This window comes from Chitinophaga sp. CB10, from assembly GCA_001870995.2.
Taxonomy (GTDB): Bacteria; Bacteroidota; Bacteroidia; order Chitinophagales; family Chitinophagaceae; genus Chitinophaga.
In genome coordinates this window covers 136,145-154,968 of sequence record MLAV02000005.1, presented here as the reverse complement: position 1 = coordinate 154,968, position 18,824 = coordinate 136,145, and the positions used below count along the sequence as shown (strand labels likewise).

Annotated in this window: 14 protein-coding genes and 1 tRNA gene; all 15 read left to right on the top strand. The window is 48.8% G+C overall.

The genetic code is table 11. The features are described from left to right. Window positions 1–18 precede the first annotated feature (18 nt). The 15 genes from tuf (at window position 19) to BOC67_RS09365 (ending at window position 18,788) form a co-directional block, all read left to right on the top strand. On the top strand, window positions 19–1,206 hold the full coding sequence (tuf, locus tag BOC67_RS09435; RefSeq protein ID WP_291909770.1) for an elongation factor Tu: 1,188 nt from the start codon (window positions 19–21) through the stop codon (window positions 1,204–1,206). A gap of 99 nt (window positions 1,207–1,305) precedes the next feature. Further along, window positions 1,306–1,376: transfer RNA gene (locus BOC67_RS09430), tRNA-Trp, on the top strand. 104 nt (window positions 1,377–1,480) lie between these two features. Then, window positions 1,481–1,678 (top strand): preprotein translocase subunit SecE, encoded by a 198-nt coding sequence (gene secE / locus BOC67_RS09425; protein ID WP_073083431.1) that lies wholly within the window; start codon window positions 1,481–1,483, stop codon window positions 1,676–1,678. A gap of 4 nt (window positions 1,679–1,682) precedes the next feature. Continuing rightward, a complete protein-coding gene (gene nusG / locus BOC67_RS09420; RefSeq protein ID WP_291909766.1) occupies window positions 1,683–2,249 on the top strand; it encodes a transcription termination/antitermination protein NusG in 567 nt (188 codons plus the stop codon). A 100-nt stretch (window positions 2,250–2,349) separates the two neighbouring features. Further along, window positions 2,350–3,444: a transglutaminase domain-containing protein gene (locus tag BOC67_RS09415; RefSeq protein ID WP_291909764.1), complete on the top strand. Its 1,095-nt coding sequence runs from the start codon at window positions 2,350–2,352 to the stop codon at window positions 3,442–3,444. Between the two features lie 11 nt (window positions 3,445–3,455). After that, window positions 3,456–4,619 carry a transglutaminase-like domain-containing protein gene (locus BOC67_RS09410; RefSeq protein ID WP_291909763.1) on the top strand — a complete coding sequence of 388 codons (1,164 nt, stop codon included), beginning with the start codon at window positions 3,456–3,458 and terminating at the stop codon, window positions 4,617–4,619. A 59-nt stretch (window positions 4,620–4,678) separates the two neighbouring features. Continuing rightward, the gene (locus BOC67_RS09405; RefSeq protein WP_291909762.1) at window positions 4,679–5,890 is read left to right on the top strand and encodes a transglutaminase domain-containing protein; all 1,212 of its coding nucleotides are present in this window, start codon (window positions 4,679–4,681) and stop codon (window positions 5,888–5,890) included. A gap of 46 nt (window positions 5,891–5,936) precedes the next feature. After that, complete coding sequence (locus BOC67_RS09400) at window positions 5,937–7,112, top strand: transglutaminase domain-containing protein (protein WP_291909760.1); 1,176 nt, start codon at window positions 5,937–5,939, stop codon at window positions 7,110–7,112. A gap of 220 nt (window positions 7,113–7,332) precedes the next feature. Beyond that, window positions 7,333–7,776, top strand: a complete 444-nt coding sequence (rplK, locus tag BOC67_RS09395; protein ID WP_291909758.1) for a 50S ribosomal protein L11 — start codon at window positions 7,333–7,335, stop codon at window positions 7,774–7,776. 43 nt (window positions 7,777–7,819) lie between these two features. Next, window positions 7,820–8,509: a 50S ribosomal protein L1 gene (rplA, locus tag BOC67_RS09390; protein ID WP_291909756.1), complete on the top strand. Its 690-nt coding sequence runs from the start codon at window positions 7,820–7,822 to the stop codon at window positions 8,507–8,509. A 60-nt stretch (window positions 8,510–8,569) separates the two neighbouring features. Beyond that, window positions 8,570–9,091 (top strand): 50S ribosomal protein L10, encoded by a 522-nt coding sequence (gene rplJ / locus BOC67_RS09385; RefSeq protein WP_291909754.1) that lies wholly within the window; start codon window positions 8,570–8,572, stop codon window positions 9,089–9,091. A gap of 95 nt (window positions 9,092–9,186) precedes the next feature. Then, window positions 9,187–9,558: a 50S ribosomal protein L7/L12 gene (gene rplL / locus BOC67_RS09380; RefSeq protein WP_291909752.1), complete on the top strand. Its 372-nt coding sequence runs from the start codon at window positions 9,187–9,189 to the stop codon at window positions 9,556–9,558. A gap of 219 nt (window positions 9,559–9,777) precedes the next feature. Further along, window positions 9,778–13,587, top strand: coding sequence for a DNA-directed RNA polymerase subunit beta (gene rpoB, locus BOC67_RS09375; RefSeq protein ID WP_291909750.1), 3,810 nt, complete (start codon window positions 9,778–9,780; stop codon window positions 13,585–13,587). 124 nt (window positions 13,588–13,711) lie between these two features. Continuing rightward, entirely contained in the window at window positions 13,712–18,007 is a 4,296-nt protein-coding gene (gene rpoC / locus BOC67_RS09370; protein ID WP_291909748.1) for a DNA-directed RNA polymerase subunit beta', read from the top strand. Window positions 18,008–18,146: 139 nt separating this feature from the next. After that, entirely contained in the window at window positions 18,147–18,788 is a 642-nt protein-coding gene (locus tag BOC67_RS09365) for a hemolysin III family protein (RefSeq protein ID WP_291909747.1), read from the top strand. The last annotated feature ends 36 nt before the right edge of the window (window positions 18,789–18,824 follow it).

Here is an 18,824-nt window from a genome sequence, read left to right as displayed (position 1 = left end):
ATCTAAAAAGAAAATACAATGGCAAAAGAAACCTTTAAGCGGGATAAACCCCACGTAAACATTGGTACCATCGGCCACGTGGACCACGGTAAAACTACCTTGACTGCTGCCATTACCACAATTTTGGCAAACAAGGGTCTGGCAGAGAAGAGAGGTTATGATGAGATCGATGCTGCTCCTGAAGAAAAAGAAAGAGGTATCACTATCAATACAGCTCACGTAGAGTATCAGACTGCAAACCGTCACTATGCTCACGTTGACTGCCCTGGTCACGCTGACTATGTGAAAAATATGATCACTGGTGCTGCTCAGATGGACGGTGCTATCCTGGTGGTAGCCGCTACTGACGGTCCTATGCCACAAACCAGAGAACACATCCTCCTGGCTCGTCAGGTAGGTGTACCTCAGGTAGTAGTATTCATGAACAAAGTTGACCTGGTTGACGATGCTGAACTGCTGGAACTGGTTGAAATCGAAGTTCGCGACCTGCTGTCTTCTAACGGTTTCGACGGTGACAACGCTCCTGTAATCAAAGGTTCTGCAACCGGCGCTCTGGCTGGCGAAGAAAAATGGGTTGGCGCTATCGAAGAACTGATGGCTGCTGTTGATACTTACATTCCTCTGCCTCCACGTCCAGTTGATCAACCATTCCTGATGTCTGTAGAGGACGTATTCTCTATCACAGGTCGTGGTACCGTAGCAACCGGTCGTATCGAACGCGGTCGTATCAAAGTTGGTGACAACGTTGAGATCGTAGGTCTGCAGGACGAGCCGCTGAAATCTACTTGTACTGGTGTTGAGATGTTCAAAAAACTGCTGGATGAAGGTGAAGCTGGTGACAACGCTGGTCTGCTCCTCCGTGGTATTGAGAAAACTCAGATCCGTCGCGGTATGGTTATCGTTGCTCCTGGTTCTATCAAACCTCACTCCGAATTCAAATGCGAAGTTTACGTACTGAGCAAAGAAGAAGGTGGTCGTCACACTCCATTCTTCAACAAATACCGTCCTCAGTTCTACTTCCGTACAACTGACGTTACCGGTGAAGTTGAACTGCCAGCTGGCGTTGAAATGGTGATGCCTGGTGATAACGTTACCCTGACCGTTAAACTGATTGCTCCAATCGCAATGGATAAAGGTCTGAAATTCGCTATCCGCGAAGGTGGCCGTACCGTAGGTGCTGGTCAGGTTACTGAAATCATCAAATAAGGTAACTACATTGTGAAGTAATTCACAATCTTAATAAAACTGTTAGCTTTGACTATCTTTGCCTCAAAGCAGCGAAAAATCAAAGCTAACAGTTCATACACGGGCATGGTGCAACGGTAGCATACGGGTCTCCAAAACCTTTGATCTGGGTTCGAATCCTAGTGCCCGTGCAAGGTTGAAAAATTTGTAAAATGGTTGAATTGTTGTTATTTTAAAAAAATAAAGCAATTCAACCTTTTTAGGCTTTATCCAATTGACCAAAAATGTATTTTAAATGAATAAGATCAGAAACTATTTCCGCGAGTCTTATCATGAACTGGTTTACAAAGTGTCCTGGCCTACCTGGCAGGAACTGCAATCCTCTACCATGGTAGTACTGATTGCAACCCTCTTTGTAACAGCTCTGGTATGGGGCATGGATGCAGCCTCCAACTTCGTGTTAACTCACTATTATCAATTATTCAAACACTAATTATATGGACGCAACCAATACTCCTGCGCAGGAAACAAAGTGGTACGTGCTCCGCGTTGTTAGTGGCAAGGAAAAAAAAGTGAAGGAATATCTGGATATTGAAGTGCGCCGCTCCGACTGGGGTAACGTGATCACCCAGGTCTTCCTCCCGGTAGAAAAAGTTTATAAAGTGCAAGCCGGTAAAAAAGTGATGCGCGAAAAAAACTTCTACCCCGGTTACGTGATGATCGAAGCCATCGACGGTAAAATGACTGATGAAGTAATCCAATCCATACGCAATGTATCTGGTGTTATCCACTTCCTCGGTAAAGAAAAACCAATCGCACTCCGTAAAGCAGAAGTAAACAAAATGTTAGGTAAAGTGGATGAACTGTCCGACCAGGGCCTCACCATGAGCGAACCTTTCATCGTTGGCGAAACCATCAAGATCATCGATGGACCTTTCAACGACTTCAACGGTGTGATCGAAGAAGTTATCGAAGACAAGAAGAAACTGAAAGTGACCGTGAAAATCTTCGGTCGCGCTACTCCGGTAGAACTCAACTTCATGCAGGTAGAAAAGCTGGCTTAAGCAATTCATCCCGCACCATCATATTACGCAACGTTCCGGCATACGCCGGAACGTTGTTGTTTTAAACCGGTTTCGCCAACTCATCATGAAGCGCCCACACATGAAAGGTATTATCCTACTTCTTGCTGGCCTGCTCCTGTCCGCCTGTAATTATGCACAACAGCCGGATACCGCGGTACTACTCATTCCCACTACGGTTACCCACTCGGCACAGGCCATGGGCCAATGGCTGAAAGCCAACGCCGCCAACGATTACGACGCAATTAAATCTCTCTACTACTGGATAGGAAATAACGTCAGTTATGACGTAAAGCTGGCTAACAGTACACAGACATACAAAGACACCGCCGATGCCGCCGCCCAAACACTCGCCACCCGGTCCGGCATCTGCCAGGGATATACCTGCCTGTTTTTTGAAGTATGCCGCCACGCCAACATCCCCATAGACCTTATTACCGGCTATACCTACATACAAGGCCAACTCTCCCTCGAAGGCAGCCACGGATGGATGGGCGCCAAACTCAATGGCAAATGGGGAATTATAGATCCCACCTGGGGCGCCGGCGCCGTAGATCGGGATACTTTTGTGCGGTCTTTTAACTGGGCGCATTTCATGATCCCGCCGGAAAAAGCCATCTATACGCATGTCCCGTTTGATCCCATTTTTCAGTATCTCCCGCATCCGCTGAAGCCCGCCGAATTGAGGGACCATTCCTGGCATACTGCTAAAGAACGCCCTGCCATTTACTTTGAAGACAGTATTGCCGCCTATAAACAGCAAACCGCCCTGGCACAGGTTAAAAGCCGAATGCGCCGCATGGAAACCTACGGCGTCATCAATCAACTCCAGCGCAACGAAATGGCTTTCCTCCGGCAATCCCTGCCTGCCGCTGCTTACAGCACGGATGTTGCCTCCGGCAACGATGCGGAATTTCGTACACTCATAGACCGTTATAACAAGCTGGTGGCCAAACTTCGGGATCAACCACCGGCCGCCGGTGAGGTGTTACTGAACTGGGTCAACGCCTGCTATAAGGAATCGGGGGAGATTTATAATGCGGCTAGCAGGATACGCCTGGAATGGGACGTAAGTGAAAAGGCCCGCCAGGACTTCCTGAAACGCGTTCAGACAACCCTGGAAAAACAGGAAAGCTTCCGGAAAACACTAACGGAATACCTACAGAAAAAAAAGTAATTATCCCTGCCATGAAAAAATCATTACTACCTATACTCCTCCTGCTACACCTCACCACCCACCTGCCCGCCCAACCCCTCCCCAAACCCCCATTTTCCATCCCGGCCAATGCGGACAGCCTTGCCTGGTGGATCAACGCAAATTGTAAAACAGAACGGGATAAACTGGCCACCCTGTACGCCTGGATATCGGATCATATCAAGTACGACAAAAAAGGCATGGATAGCCGCACCCACCAGATCGCCGGGGTAGATACCCTCGGGCTTATCAACCGGGAACTGCAATCAGGTAAAGCCGTCTGCGTTGGCTATGCTGCCATCTTTATGCATATCGCCCGAAAAATGGATATTACGTCCCTGCTGGTAACAGGCTATTGCTTTGACCGCAAAATGAAACGACTCGATACCGCCCACGCCTGGGTGGCGGTTAAAACCGGGGCTGACTGGTCGTTCGTAGATCCCACCTGGGGCGCTGGCTACATAGTGCCGGCCTCCCAAAAAATCCTGTTCTGGAAAATCAGGCGCTTTCATTTTCTTCCACGGCTGGACTGGCGGTATTTCATGAAATCCAACGATGTCTTTATTAAAGATCATGTGCCCTTCGACCCGCTGCTTCAATTCTCCTACCGGCCGGTAAGCCACGATTCCATCCGGATGAAAAGCCGGAACGCCGATACCACCCTGCCGCTTTTCCGGTTTAATGATACCCTGAACTATGTGAACCGCCTTAATAATGCGGAAAAGGCACTGAATGAAATCGCCCGTATCAGGCGGTACGGTACGGCAAACGCACTGCTGTCGGAATATATCAACGCACAACGGCAAAATATTCCCTACTACCAGTACCAGGATGATAAAGCTTCCGGGCAATACGATAAATACCGCGCAACAGCCACGGAATTAACCAAATTAAAAGAGGAATATACCAACATCGAAGCCGCGCTGAATACCCAAACGCCCGACTGGAACGCATTAACCGCCCGGCTCCAAACACTGGCAATCAAAGCAGTCAGCCTCGAAAAGGAGATGACTGGCATTGTGCTAACCTACATCGACAACAAATACGACCTGCGCAGCAACATCCGGCTGGTGCAGCTCCTGCAACGCCAAATAGCTGCGCAACAGCGTTATATAGAACGGAAAACCAACCCGATAATTCGAAAATCTGCACTTTAAAGTCGATATTTGCGACAATTTTAAATCAACAGACAGTAACCAAAACACTAACCCAACTTATGAGATTAATTGCCGCGATGGGAATTGCGGTGATGCTGGGAACAGCATTTACCGGCAATGCACAGACGACAAAGCCCAAGCCTGCTGCCAACCCAACCCTAACCTATGCAAAGATTCCGGATACGGAAGTCATGACATCCACGGCTATGGCCACCTGGGTACGCAACAATACCAGTAATCAGACGGATGCGCTGAAAGCCATCTATGCCTGGGTAGGAAAGAACATTGCCTATGACACCCGCAACACTTACGATCCCCAATACTATAAGGATACCACGGACGCGGCCCTGAAAACGCTCCGCACCCGCCAGGCTATCTGCTATGGCTACTCCTCACTTTTTGTGGAAATTGCCCGAAAAGCCGGGATTTCTGCCATGTTGGTGTCCGGGTACACCATTAACGGCTCACAGCTCAGCGCGGATGGTAGCCATGCCTGGGTAGCCGTAAATGTGGATGGTAAATGGTCCCTCGTTGATCCTACGTGGGCTGCCGGCGGCGTAAGCGGCAATAAGTTCTATCCTTCCTTTACGTGGAAATATTTCATGGTGGCCCCTGCCATCTTCATAAAAACCCATGTACCCTTTGATCCCATGTACCAGTTCCTGGATCACCCTTACACCCACACGGAAATCAAGGAGAACAACTGGACCGCAGCCGCATCCCGCCCGGTATTTGCATATGCGGATACCATTGCCGCCTGGCAAAAACTGGATAGCACGGCGCGGCTCGAAAGTACGGTCGACCGAATTCGCCGCTTTGGCGTCAGCAATATGTACATTTCCACAGAGCTGAGCTATATGCTGCAGGTGCTGGACGTTGGCCGCCAAAACGCCAAAGTGATGGCGCAAAACGCAATGGCAGAAAAGTTCAATGCCACTACCACCCGGTATAATGAACTGGTTAACGACTACAATACCTACGTGGCGTTTAAGAACAAACAGTTCACGCCTTCCAAACCCGACGCAGAAATCCGCCAGTGGGTGGATAAAATGGCTGCTGATGCGGAGGCCATCGTAACAGGGCTCAACGAAGTGGTTTTTGAAGACGGGAGCAATGCCAGGTCCGTTAGCGAAGCAAAACGCTCTGCCAAGGATATGAAGGACAGGATTGCGGAGGAGCAGGCGTTTGTGACCAAATACCTGAAAACCGGCAAGATGTTCAGGAAATCCCTTTTCTATAAGATGTCCTGGATGGGAATTCCCTTAAACTAAGGTATGCGTTGATTAACTGTAGAAGCTGACAAATATTATCCCTAACATGAGAATAGTAATCGCATTAGCGTGTTTGCTGGCCGTTGCGTCCGCAAACGCGCAGGCGCCCGGGCCAGCAAAACCTGCTCCGGCTGTAGTGTCTATTCCGGACGCAGTTACCGGCACTCCCGCCGGTATAGCCAGGTGGCTGAAAGCTCATACTGGCAGTAACCAGGCCTTTCAGCAGGCCCTTTACCACTGGATCGCCACGCATATAGCCTACGATGTGCCCGGCAGGTACCAGCAAAAGAACTACAAGGATACTGCGGCAGTATTGCAGCAGGTCTTACAAACCAGGACCGGCATCGCTGCGGATTACGCCAGCTTGTATGCCCGGGTATGCCAGGAGGCCGGTATTTTGGCCTTTACGGTAAACGGGTATTGTTTGGAGAACGGAAATATAGCGCCTGCAGGCGCGCACGATTGGGTGGTGGTGAAAAACGGGGGCCAGTGGACTATTACGGACCCAACATGGGGAGCCGGCACGGTAGATGGCGCCCGCTTTACGCCCAGGCTGAGCTGGGACTGGTTCCAGGTGCCGCCCCGGGTCGCAGTGAAGCGCCACATCCCGTTTGATCCAATGTGGCAATGCCTGGCAAACCCGGTGCGGCACGACGAAGCTGGCGTTTCCAGGCAAAACGGGCCTGTGTTCAATTTCAATGATACGATTAATAAATACCTGCGTCAGCCCCGCCTGGAGCGTTTGGCCGGAGCCCTGGCCAGGATAGAGCGCTATGGCGCCGCCGCTAATCCGTTCGTGATGGCGGAGCTGGACTGGCTGCGTCAAACCGTGCAGGTGCTGGCAGCCAACCGGGAGATAGAGGAACGGAATCAGCTGGTGGACCGGTTTAACGCGGCTCATGCCGACTATACTGAGCTGGTAAAGTGGTATAATGAGTACGTTTCTTTCAAAAACAGTGAGTTTTTGCCGGAAAAACCGGATTCGGCGGTCAGGAAGATGATGGATGCCCAGGTGGGCAGGGTAGAGGACCTGAACAAGCGCATCGAAGCTATGCAGGGCAGGGATGCCGCCATGGCGGACAATTTGCGGGAGCTGGGCGCCGCGGTGGAAGAAATCCGCGCCAGGATAAAAGCTGCTGATCAGTTCGTCAGCCGGTATCTGAAAACAGAGAAATCGAAGCGCCGGTCATTATTTTATGCAGATGTGGCTAATAAGTCTTAACTTTGCAGGCTTCGCATATAAGGAAAAAATTTGGGGAATGCAATAGATTTGTAAAAAAATCCCTTCTGGTAGCAAAAAGAATGCCCAAATTCAAATACTTTTTGGCGAGTTGATATTATTATATACCTTTGCATCCCGTTTAAAAGGTTATTTTCGTCCTTTTAGTTTTGGGAGCCTTCTGTTTTGGCAGAGGGCGCTTAACCAAATTAAATAATAAAGTATGGCAAAAGAGATCGCAACGTACGTGAAATTGCAGGTAAAAGGCGGCCAAGCCAACCCTGCTCCTCCAATCGGACCTGCTCTGGGTTCTAAAGGTGTGAACATCATGGAGTTTTGCAAACAGTTCAATGCGCGTACCCAGGATAAAATGGGTAAAGTACTGCCTGTGTTGCTGACTGTTTACACTGACAAATCATTTGACTTCGTAATTAAGACTCCTCCGGCTCCGGTTCAGCTGAAGGAAGCTGCCAAACTGCAAAGTGGTTCTAAAGAGCCTAACCGTAACAAGGTGGGTAAAGTGACCTGGGCGCAGGTTGAAGCTATTGCTCAGGACAAAATGCCTGATCTGAACTGCTTCACACTGCACAGTGCGATGAGCATGGTTGCAGGTACTGCACGTAGCATGGGTATTACTGTAGAAGGTAAAGCTCCTTGGGAAAACTAATTGTTTCACCCTGTTAAGGCAGGACTTAAAATCATTTTGACAAATGGCGACTAAAAAAAGAAAAGTAGCTGAAGCAAAGGTGGACAAAAACAAACAGTACACCCTGAAAGAAGCTTCCAGCTTGGTAAAAGAAATTAATTGCACTAAATTCGACTCTTCTGTCGATGTTCATATCCGCTTAGGCGTTGATCCTAAGAAAGCTGACCAGGCTATCCGTGGTTCCGTAACGCTTCCTCACGGTACTGGTAAAACCAAAAGAGTGTTGGTACTTTGCACCCCTGATAAAGAAGCGGCTGCAAAAGAAGCTGGCGCAGATTACGTAGGTCTGGACGAATTCATCACTAAGATTGAAGGCGGTTGGACTGATGTTGACGTTATCGTAGCTACACCTGCTGTGATGCCTAAAATCGGTAAACTGGGTAAAATCTTAGGTCCCCGTAACCTGATGCCTAACCCTAAAACCGGTACTGTTACTAACGACGTGGCAGCAGCTGTAAACGATGTTAAAGGCGGTAAAATTTCCTTCAAGGTTGATAAAGCTGGTATCATCCACGCTTCTATCGGTCGTGTATCCTTCGGTGTTGAGAAAATTGAGCAGAACACACTGGAACTGATCAATGCTATCATCAAGCTGAAACCAGCTACCGCTAAAGGTACTTACCTGAAAGGTCTGTCCATGGCTGCTACTATGAGCCCTGGTATCGCTATCGACACTAAATCTGTTCAAAACTAATTGATCACGAGTGTGTAGCCTTTGTTCGCGAGGGTATAGGCTAGCTGCAAACGTAATAATATGAATAAAGATCAAAAAAATGAAGTGATCGAACTGCTGAAAGGCAAGTTCTCTCAATACAGCAACTTCTACGTTACTAACACCGAATCACTGACTGTTGCACAGGTGAACGACCTGAGAAGAGTGTGCTTCGACAAGAACGTGGAAATGAAGGTTGCTAAAAACACCCTGATTAAGAAGGCGCTGGAATCCCTGGATGCTGAAAAATACGCAGGTATCTACGATTCTCTGCACGGCGTAACTGCCCTGATGTTCTCTGATTCTCCAAAAGAACCAGCTGTAATCATCTCTTCTTTCCGTAAAGCTAACAACAAACTGGAAAAACCAGTACTGAAAGCTGCTTTCGTTGCTGACGAAATCTTCATCGGCGACAACCAGCTGAAAGCGCTGACCGAGATCAAAACCAAGAACGAACTCATTGGCGAAGTTATCGGACTCCTCCAGTCTCCTGCAAAACGCGTTATTGCTGCTCTCCTCGAGAAAGGCAAAAACGAAGGTGGCGAAGCACCAGCAGCAGAGTAATCTTTGGGAGAAATATCTCCCCACAACACATTGGCTTCCAAGTCATAATATATAATTAACAACAATTACAAAAAAAATATCTAAATTTTTATAAAATGGCAGACGTAAAAGCATTAGCCGAACAATTAGTAGGTTTAACTGTTAAGGAAGTTCAGGAACTCGCAGATGTACTGAAAACTGAATATGGTATCGAACCAGCAGCTGCTGCTGTAGTAGTATCTGGCGGTGGCGAAGGTGGTGCAGCTGTAGAAGAGAAAACTGCTTTCAACGTTATCCTGAAATCTGCAGGCGCTAGCAAACTGAACGTAGTTAAGGTTGTAAAAGATCTGACTGGTCTCGGTCTGAAAGAAGCGAAAGAACTGGTTGACGGCGCTCCTAAATCAGTAAAAGAAGGCGTTAGCAAAGCTGAAGCAGAAGATCTGAAAGCTAAGCTGACTGAAGCTGGTGCTGAAGTTGAAATTCAGTAATTCTTTGCTTAAGATATACATCTTTTAAAGGTCAAAAGTGCGCACAGCACTTTTGGCCTTATTCCCTTTGGGAAAGTGTCTTTTTCAGAGAGTCAAAATAGGGAATCACATGAGTGAATTTGACAATGTGCAAGAGGCAAATTTTAATACGATGGGATATTGGCAAAGAAACCTTAATTTCCCTAATTCTTACAAGTCATATAACTGCTAACTTCGAATATGTCTCTAAAAAAAGCCCAAACAAACGAAAGAGTAAATTTTGGAAAGATCAAACAAGTTACTGAGACACCGGATCTGTTGGCTATCCAAATCCAATCTTTCAAGGATTTCTTCCAATTAGAAACCACACCAGACAAGCGAAATAACGAAGGCCTTTTTAAAGTATTTAAAGAGAACTTCCCGATTACGGATACGCGTAATATCTTCAATCTGGAGTTCCTGGACTACTTCGTTGATCCTCCGCGTTATACCATCGAGGAATGTATTGAGCGTGGGCTTACCTATTCCGTTCCACTGAAGGCGAAACTCCGCCTCAGCTGTAACGACGAGGAGCATGTGGATTTCCAGACTATTGTGCAGGATGTGTTCCTGGGTAACATCCCCTACATGACCCCAAGAGGTACTTTCGTTATCAATGGTGCTGAGCGCGTAGTTGTATCACAGCTGCACCGCTCTCCTGGTGTTTTCTTTGGTCAATCCATACATCCGAACGGAACCAAGATTTACTCTGCTAGGGTAATTCCGTTCAAGGGCGCGTGGATGGAGTTTGCAACGGACATCAACAACGTGATGTACGCTTACATTGACCGTAAGAAGAAATTCCCGGTTACCACCCTGTTACGTGCCATTGGCTATGAAACAGATAAGGACATCCTCCAGCTGTTTGGCATGGCGGATGAAGTGAAGGCAGATAAAAAATCTCTCGAAAAATACGCAGGGAAAAAACTGGCTGCACGCGTGCTGAGAAGCTGGGTGGAAGACTTTGTGGATGAAGATACCGGTGAAGTAGTGAGTATCGAACGTAACGAAATCATGCTCGAACGCGATAGCATCCTCGATGAAGAAAACATCGAAACCATCGTGGATATGGGCCTGAAATCCGTATTCGTTCAAAAAGAAGAGGTAAGCGGCGACTTCTCCATCATCTACAATACATTAAATAAGGATACATCTAACTCCGAACTGGAAGCCGTTCAGCACATCTACCGCCAGCTGCGCGGTGCCGATGCGCCGGATGATGAAACAGCAAGGGGTATCATCGATAAATTATTCTTCTCCGATAAACGTTACGATCTCGGAGATGTTGGTCGTTACAAAATCAACAGAAAACTCGGTCTTCCTACGCCGCTGGATATGAAAGTCCTCACGAAGGAAGATATCATCGCCATCATCAAATACCTGGTACAACTCACCAACAGTAAAGCAGAGATCGACGATATCGATCACCTGTCCAACCGTCGTGTACGTACCGTGGGCGAGCAGTTATATGCTCAGTTTGGCGTTGGTCTGGCGCGTATGGCACGTACCATCCGCGAAAGAATGAACGTGCGTGACAACGAGGTGTTTACCCCGGTAGACCTGATCAACGCGAGGACCCTGTCTTCCGTTATCAACTCCTTCTTCGGTACCTCCCAGCTGTCACAGTTCCTGGATCAAACCAACCCGCTCTCCGAGATCACGCACAAACGTCGTATCTCCGCTCTCGGACCTGGTGGTCTGAGCCGCGAAAGAGCAGGCTTCGAGGTGCGTGACGTACACTATAGCCACTACGGCCGTCTGTGTACCATCGAAACCCCGGAAGGTCCAAACATCGGTCTGATCTCCACCCTTTGCGTACACGCTAAAGTGAACGAAATGGGCTTCATCGAAACGCCTTACCGTAAAGTAACCAACGGTAAAGTGGATATGAGCAAAGTGGAATTCCTCAGCGCTGAAGAAGAAGATTCCGTGAAAATCGCGCAGGCAAACGCCCCGCTCGATGATAAAGGAAACTTCATCAACGATAAAGTAAAATCCCGCGAAACCGGCGACTTCCCAATCCTCGATAAAGAGGAAGTGGAATTCATGGACGTTGCGCCTAACCAGATCGTAGGTCTGTCTGCATCACTGATTCCGTTCCTGGAACATGATGACGCCAACCGTGCGCTGATGGGATCAAACATGCAACGCCAGGCCGTTCCGCTGATCAACCCGGAAGTGCCTATCGTAGGTACCGGCCTGGAAGCGAAAGCTGCACGCGACTCCCGCCTGCAGGTGACGGCTGAAGGTAAAGGCGTGGTGGAATTTGTGGATGCAAGAGAAATCCACGTTCGCTACGAACGCGATGAAATGCAGAAACTGGTGAGCTTCGAAGATGATCTCGTTGTGTACAACCTGACCAAATTCGTTAAAACCAACCAGTCTACCTGTATCAACCTGAAACCTTGTGTGAAGAAAGGTCAGCGCGTGGAACCAGGCGACTTCTTAACCGAAGGTTACGCTACCCGCGGCGGTGAACTGGCACTCGGACGCAACATGAAAGTGGCGTTCATGCCTTGGAAAGGTTACAACTTTGAGGATGCGATCGTAATCTCTGAACGTGTTGCACGTGAAGACCTCTTTACCTCCATCCACATCGATGAATATGAACTCGAAGTTCGCGATACTAAACTGGGTGAGGAAGAACTGACCCCGGATATCCCTAACGTAAGTGAAGAGGCTACCAAAGACCTCGACCAGAACGGTATCATCCGTGTGGGCGCTCACATTAAAGAAGGCGATATCCTGATCGGTAAAATCACGCCTCGTGGCGAATCTGATCCTTCTCCTGAAGAAAAACTGCTCCGCGCTATCTTCGGTGATAAGGCCTCCGATGCGAAAGACGCTTCCCTGAAAGCACCTCCATCCACTGAAGGTGTGGTGATCGATAAAAAACTGTTCAGCCGCGCCAAGAAAGATAAAAACTCCAAAACCCGTGAAAAAGCGGCCCTGGAGAAACTGGAAAAAGTACACCAGAAAAACGAGGAAGATCTGCTGGAAGTACTGATGAGCAAACTGCAGGTACTGTTGAAAGACAAAACCTCTCAGGGCGTTACCAATACTTACGGCGAAGTTCTGATCTCCAAAGGATCTAAATTCTCTCCTAAAAACCTGGTAAACATCGATTTCCAAAACGTAAATCCGCTGGGTTGGACTACCGACGAGGTAACCAACGACCAGATCAACACCCTGCTGCACAACTACAATATCAAGTACAACGAAGAGCTGGGCCGTTACAAACGCGAGAAATTCAACATCTCCATCGGTGACGAGCTCCCTGCCGGCGTACTCAAACTGGCGAAGGTGTACCTGGCCAGCAAACGTAAGTTGAAAGTAGGTGATAAAATGGCGGGACGTCACGGTAACAAGGGTATCGTTGCCAAGATCGTGCGTGATGAAGACATGCCGTTCCTGGAAGATGGTACACCACTGGATATCGTACTGAACCCACTCGGGGTACCTTCCCGTATGAACCTCGGACAGATCTACGAAACCGTATTGGGTTGGGCAGGTCTGAAACTGGGCGTACGCTTCGCTACTCCAATCTTTGATGGTGCTACCACTGAAGAAATTGCATCCTATATCAACGAAGCCGGTCTGCCAAGCTTCGGTCACACTTATCTCTACGATGGTGAAACCGGAGACCGCTTCCACCAGAAAGCTACCGTAGGCGTGATCTACATGCTGAAACTGAGCCACATGGTGGACGATAAAATGCACGCGCGTTCTATCGGACCATACTCCCTCATTACACAGCAACCGCTGGGTGGTAAGGCACAGTTTGGTGGTCAGCGTTTTGGTGAGATGGAGGTATGGGCACTGGAAGCATATGGTGCTGCCAATATCCTGCAGGAACTGCTTACTATTAAATCAGATGATATCGTAGGTCGTGCGAAAGCTTATGAATCAATTGTGAAAGGCGACAACATTCCGAAAGCCGGCGTGCCTGAGTCCTTCAACGTATTGATCCACGAGTTACGCGGTCTGGGTCTGGATCTGAAATTTGACTAAGAGCTTTTAGCTACCAGCCATTCGCAGCAAGTGCGGATGGCTGATAGCTTTGATATTTCGCAGGAATAAATTTTTTGTCGCTGACCCTGAACAGCAGCGGCTAACAGCTAAAAGCTAATAACAGATGGCTATCAAGAAAGAAAATCGTCCTAAATCAAATTTTAACAGCATTACCATTAGTCTGGCTTCTCCTGATGTGATTCTGGAGCGTTCATACGGTGAAGTGCTGAAACCTGAAACCATCAACTACCGTACTTACAAGCCGGAACGTGATGGTTTGTTCTGCGAAAGGATTTTTGGTCCTGTAAAGGATTACGAATGCTATTGCGGAAAATATAAACGTATCCGTTATAAGGGTATCGTTTGCGACCGTTGTGGTGTGGAAGTAACTGAGAAAAAAGTGCGTCGCGAAAGAATGGGACATATTCGTCTTGTCGTTCCCGTTGTACACATCTGGTACTTCAAATCTCTCCCAAATAAAATCGGCTACCTCCTGGGTATGTCCTCCAAAAAACTGGAGACGATCATCTACTACGAACGTTATGTAGTAATCCAGGCCGGCGCCAAACAGGAAAAAGGTATGAACTACGGTGACCTGCTCACTGAAGAAGAATACCTGGATATCCTGGATACCCTGCCTAAAGACAATCAACTGTTACCGGATGAAGATCCTAACAAGTTCATTGCTAAAATGGGTGCGGAAGCGGTAGAAATGATGCTGGCCCGTATCGACCTGGACAGCCTCTCCTACCAGCTGCGTAACCAGGCAGCCACCGAAACCTCCCAGCAACGTAAAGCGGAGGCCCTGAAACGCCTGAGCGTGGTGGAAGCCTTCCGTGAAGCTAACAGCCGCGTGGAAAACCGTCCTGAATGGATGGTAATGCAATATATCCCTGTCGTTCCGCCTGAACTGCGTCCGCTGGTTCCGCTGGATGGTGGCCGTTTCGCGTCTTCCGACCTGAATGACCTCTACCGCAGGGTAATTATCCGTAACAACCGTCTGAAACGCCTGATCGAAATCAAGGCGCCTGAAGTGATCCTGCGTAACGAAAAACGTATGCTGCAGGAAGCGGTAGACTCCCTGTTCGACAACTCCCGCAAATCCAACGCGGTGAAAGCGGAAGGCGGTCGCGCCCTGAAATCACTCTCCGACGTACTGAAAGGTAAACAAGGCCGTTTCCGTCAGAACCTCCTCGGTAAACGTGTGGACTACTCCGGTCGTTCCGTAATCGTGGTGGGCCCTGAACTGAAACTGCACGAGTGCGGTCTGCCAAAAGATATGGCGGCAGAGCTGTTCAAACCATTTATTATCCGTAAACTGATCGAAAGAGGTATCGTTAAAACCGTGAAATCAGCTAAAAAGCTGGTGGATCGTAAAGAAGCGGTAGTTTGGGATATCCTGGAGAATGTACTGAAAGGTCACCCGGTGATGCTCAACCGTGCCCCAACACTGCACCGTCTTTCTATTCAGGCCTTCCAGCCTAAACTCGTGGAAGGTAAAGCTATCCAGCTGCACCCGCTCGTGTGTTCCGCGTTCAACGCCGACTTCGATGGTGACCAGATGGCGGTACACGTGCCTTTGAGCAACGCCGCAATCCTGGAAGCTCAACTCCTGATGCTGTCTTCCCACAACATCCTCAACCCGCAGAACGGTACGCCGATCACCCTGCCTTCACAGGACATGGTACTCGGTCTGTACTACATCACCAAGGGTAAGAAAACCATGGGCGATGACATCGTAAAAGGAGAAGGAAAAGCTTTCTACTCTGCTGAAGAAGTTATTATCGCATATAACGAGGGCCAGGTAGACCTGCACGCACACATCCGCGTTAAAGCCGATGTACGCAACGCTAAAGGCGAACTGGAAAGAAAACTGATCGAAACCACCGTTGGTCGCGTGATGTTCAACCAGTTTGTACCAAAAGCCGCAGGTTACGTAAACGCCCTGCTCACCAAAAAATCCCTGCGTGAAATCATCGGTGATATCATCAAATACACGAACATCCCAACCACTGCGAAGTTCCTGGATGATATCAAACAGTTAGGTTTCCGTACGGCATTCCGTGGTGGTCTGTCCTTTAACATCAACGACCTGATCATCCCTGACGTTAAGCAGGAAATGATCGACAGCGCTGCAAGCGAGGTAGACGAAGTTTGGGACAACTACAACATGGGTCTGATCACCAACAACGAACGTTACAACCAGATCATCGACATCTGGTCCCGCGTGGATACCAAAGTAACCGAAACGCTCATCCGCGAGCTGGCTACCGATAAACAAGGTTTCAACTCTGTTTATATGATGCTGGATTCCGGTGCGCGTGGTTCCAAACAGCAGATCAAACAGCTGGCCGGTATCAGGGGTCTGATGGCTAAACCTCGTAAGTCTGGCTCTACCGGTTCCGAGATCATCGAAAACCCGGTATTGTCCAACTTTAAAGACGGTCTGAACGTATTGGAATACTTCATTTCTACGCACGGTGCCCGTAAAGGTCTTGCGGATACGGCGCTGAAAACAGCGGATGCGGGTTACCTGACCCGTCGTCTGGTGGACGTTGCTCAGGACGTTGTTATCAACGAAGAAGACTGCGGAACCCTGCGTGGTATCGCTACTTCAGCGCTGAAAGACAACGAGGAAGTGGTAGAACCACTGTACGACCGTATCCTGGGACGTACTTCCCTCCACGATGTATTCGATCCGCATACCGATGAGCTGATCGTAGCCGGCGGTGAGGAAATCACAGAAGATATCGCTAAACGCATTGAAGACAGCGCTATCGAAACCGTGGAAATCCGCTCCGTACTGACTTGCGAAAGCCGTCGTGGCGTGTGTGTGAAATGTTACGGTAAAAACCTGGCAACCGGTTATACCGCGCAGAAAGGTGATGCCGTGGGTATCATCGCTGCACAGTCCATCGGTGAGCCTGGTACACAGCTGACACTGCGTACCTTCCACGTGGGTGGTGTGGCTGGTTCTACTTCCGTTGAATCCGGCCTGACCGCTAAATTCGAAGGTACCGTTCAGTTCGACGGTCTCCGTACCACTACCTACGAAAACGCCGAAGGCGACAAAGTACAGGTGGTTATCGGCCGTACCGGTGAGCTCCGTATCATGGATGTTAAAAATGATCGCCTCCTGATCACCAACAACATCCCTTACGGTTCTACCCTCCTGGTGAAAGACGGTCAGAAAATCTCCAAAGGAGATCAGATCTGTACCTGGGATCCATTCAACGCCGTTATCGTGTCTGAAATCAATGGTAACATCCGTTTCGACAACATCCTGGAAGGTATCACCTTCCGTGAAGAAGCCGACGAACAGACCGGTCACCGCGAGAAAGTGGTTATCGAAACCAAAGACAAAAACAAAATTCCTTCCATTGTTGTAGAAGGCAACAAAGAAGTGAAATCATACAACCTGCCGGTTGGTTCTCACATCGTAATCGATGAGGGAGACAGCGTGAAATCAGGTCAGGTAATCGTGAAGATCCCACGTGTACTCGGCAAACTGCGCGATATCACGGGTGGTCTGCCACGTGTAACCGAGCTGTTCGAGGCACGTAACCCAAGCAACCCTGCCATCGTTTCTGAAATCGACGGTGTGGTAGCTTTCGGTAACATCAAACGTGGTAACCGTGAGATCATCATCGAGAGCCGCGAAGGTCAGATCAAGAAATACCTGGTGCCATTGACCCGCCACATCCTGGTGCAGGACGGCGACTTCGTGAAAGCCGGTACTTCCCTGTCCGACGGTTCTACCACCCCTGCTGACATCCTGGCCATTAAAGGTCCGTTTGCAGTACAGGAATACCTGGTGAACGAAATTCAGGAAGTGTACCGCTTACAGGGTGTGAAGATCAACGATAAACACATCGAAGTGATCGTGCGCCAGATGATGCGTAAAGTAAACATTGAAGATCCGGGAGATACCCGCTTCCTGGAAGGCGATACCGAAGACAGGTTCGACTTCTTCGAAGAAAACGACCTCATCTTCGATAAGAAGGTGGTAACAGACGCCGGTGACTCCACTACCCTGAAAGCTGGTCAGATCGTGACCCTCCGCCAGGTGCGTGAAGAAAACTCCCTGCTGCGTCGTGCAGACAAGAAACTGGTTGAATTCCGCGATGCGCAGCCAGCTACTTCCAGTCCGCTGTTACAGGGTATCACCAAAGCTTCCCTGGGTACGCGCAGCTGGATTTCCGCAGCGTCCTTCCAGGAAACTACCAAGGTACTGTCTCAGGCAGCTATCAACGGTAAGATCGATGATATGATGGGCTTGAAAGAGAACGTTATCACCGGTCACCTGATCCCTGCCGGTACAGGTTTACGTGAATTCGAAAACATGATCGTAGGTTCCAAGGAAGAATACGACATCCTGGCATCTTCCAAAGAAGTATTCCAGTTTGATGAAGAAGAATAGTGCGTAAGCATGCTGATATTAAGCAAAGCCGCTCCTGTAAAGGGGCGGCTTTCTTGCTTTATAGCCTGTATAAGCGTATCTATTTAATCGATAATTGCGCGTACAAATATGCCGTAGTTTTATTCCCAAATCATGCGATATGGGAATCATTGTTCAGCAAACCTATACCCGTCAGCAGGAAATTGTGAACGGGTTGATACACGCGGCAGGAGTTATTTTTGGAGTGAGCGCATTGCCCGTACTGACGGCCATCGCCGCTATTCATGGCAACACGCCCGGCATAGTAGGGGCGGGCATTTACAGCTTTTGCTTCATTCTCCTCTTTACCAATTCCACGGTGTACCACCTCAGCCTGGAACCATATGTAAAAAAAATTTTCCTCGTACTGGATCACATCAGTATCTACTTCCTGATCGCGGGCACCTACACGCCGTTCTTGCTGGTGTATATGCTCAACAGCTTCGGCATCACGCTGCTCTGCATCCTCTGGGGCCTGACGCTGGTAGGCGTATTCTTCAAAATCTGGTTCACCGGCCGCTTCGATATTTTATCCACCATCATCTACCTGGCCATGGGCTGGATCATGGTCATAGGAGGGAAGCGGTTTTTCGAAAATATGCCCATGCCGGTGATCGTCATGCTGTTTGCAGGCGGCATTTTATATTCGGCCGGCGTCTTCTTCTACATTTGGGATAAATACAAATTCACCCACGCCGTATGGCATTTCCTGGTGCTGTCGGCCGCCATCTGCCACTATGTGGCGGTACTGCTGGCGGTTTAATAAACAATAATTTTTTTTGGTTGGGGGAAAAAATAT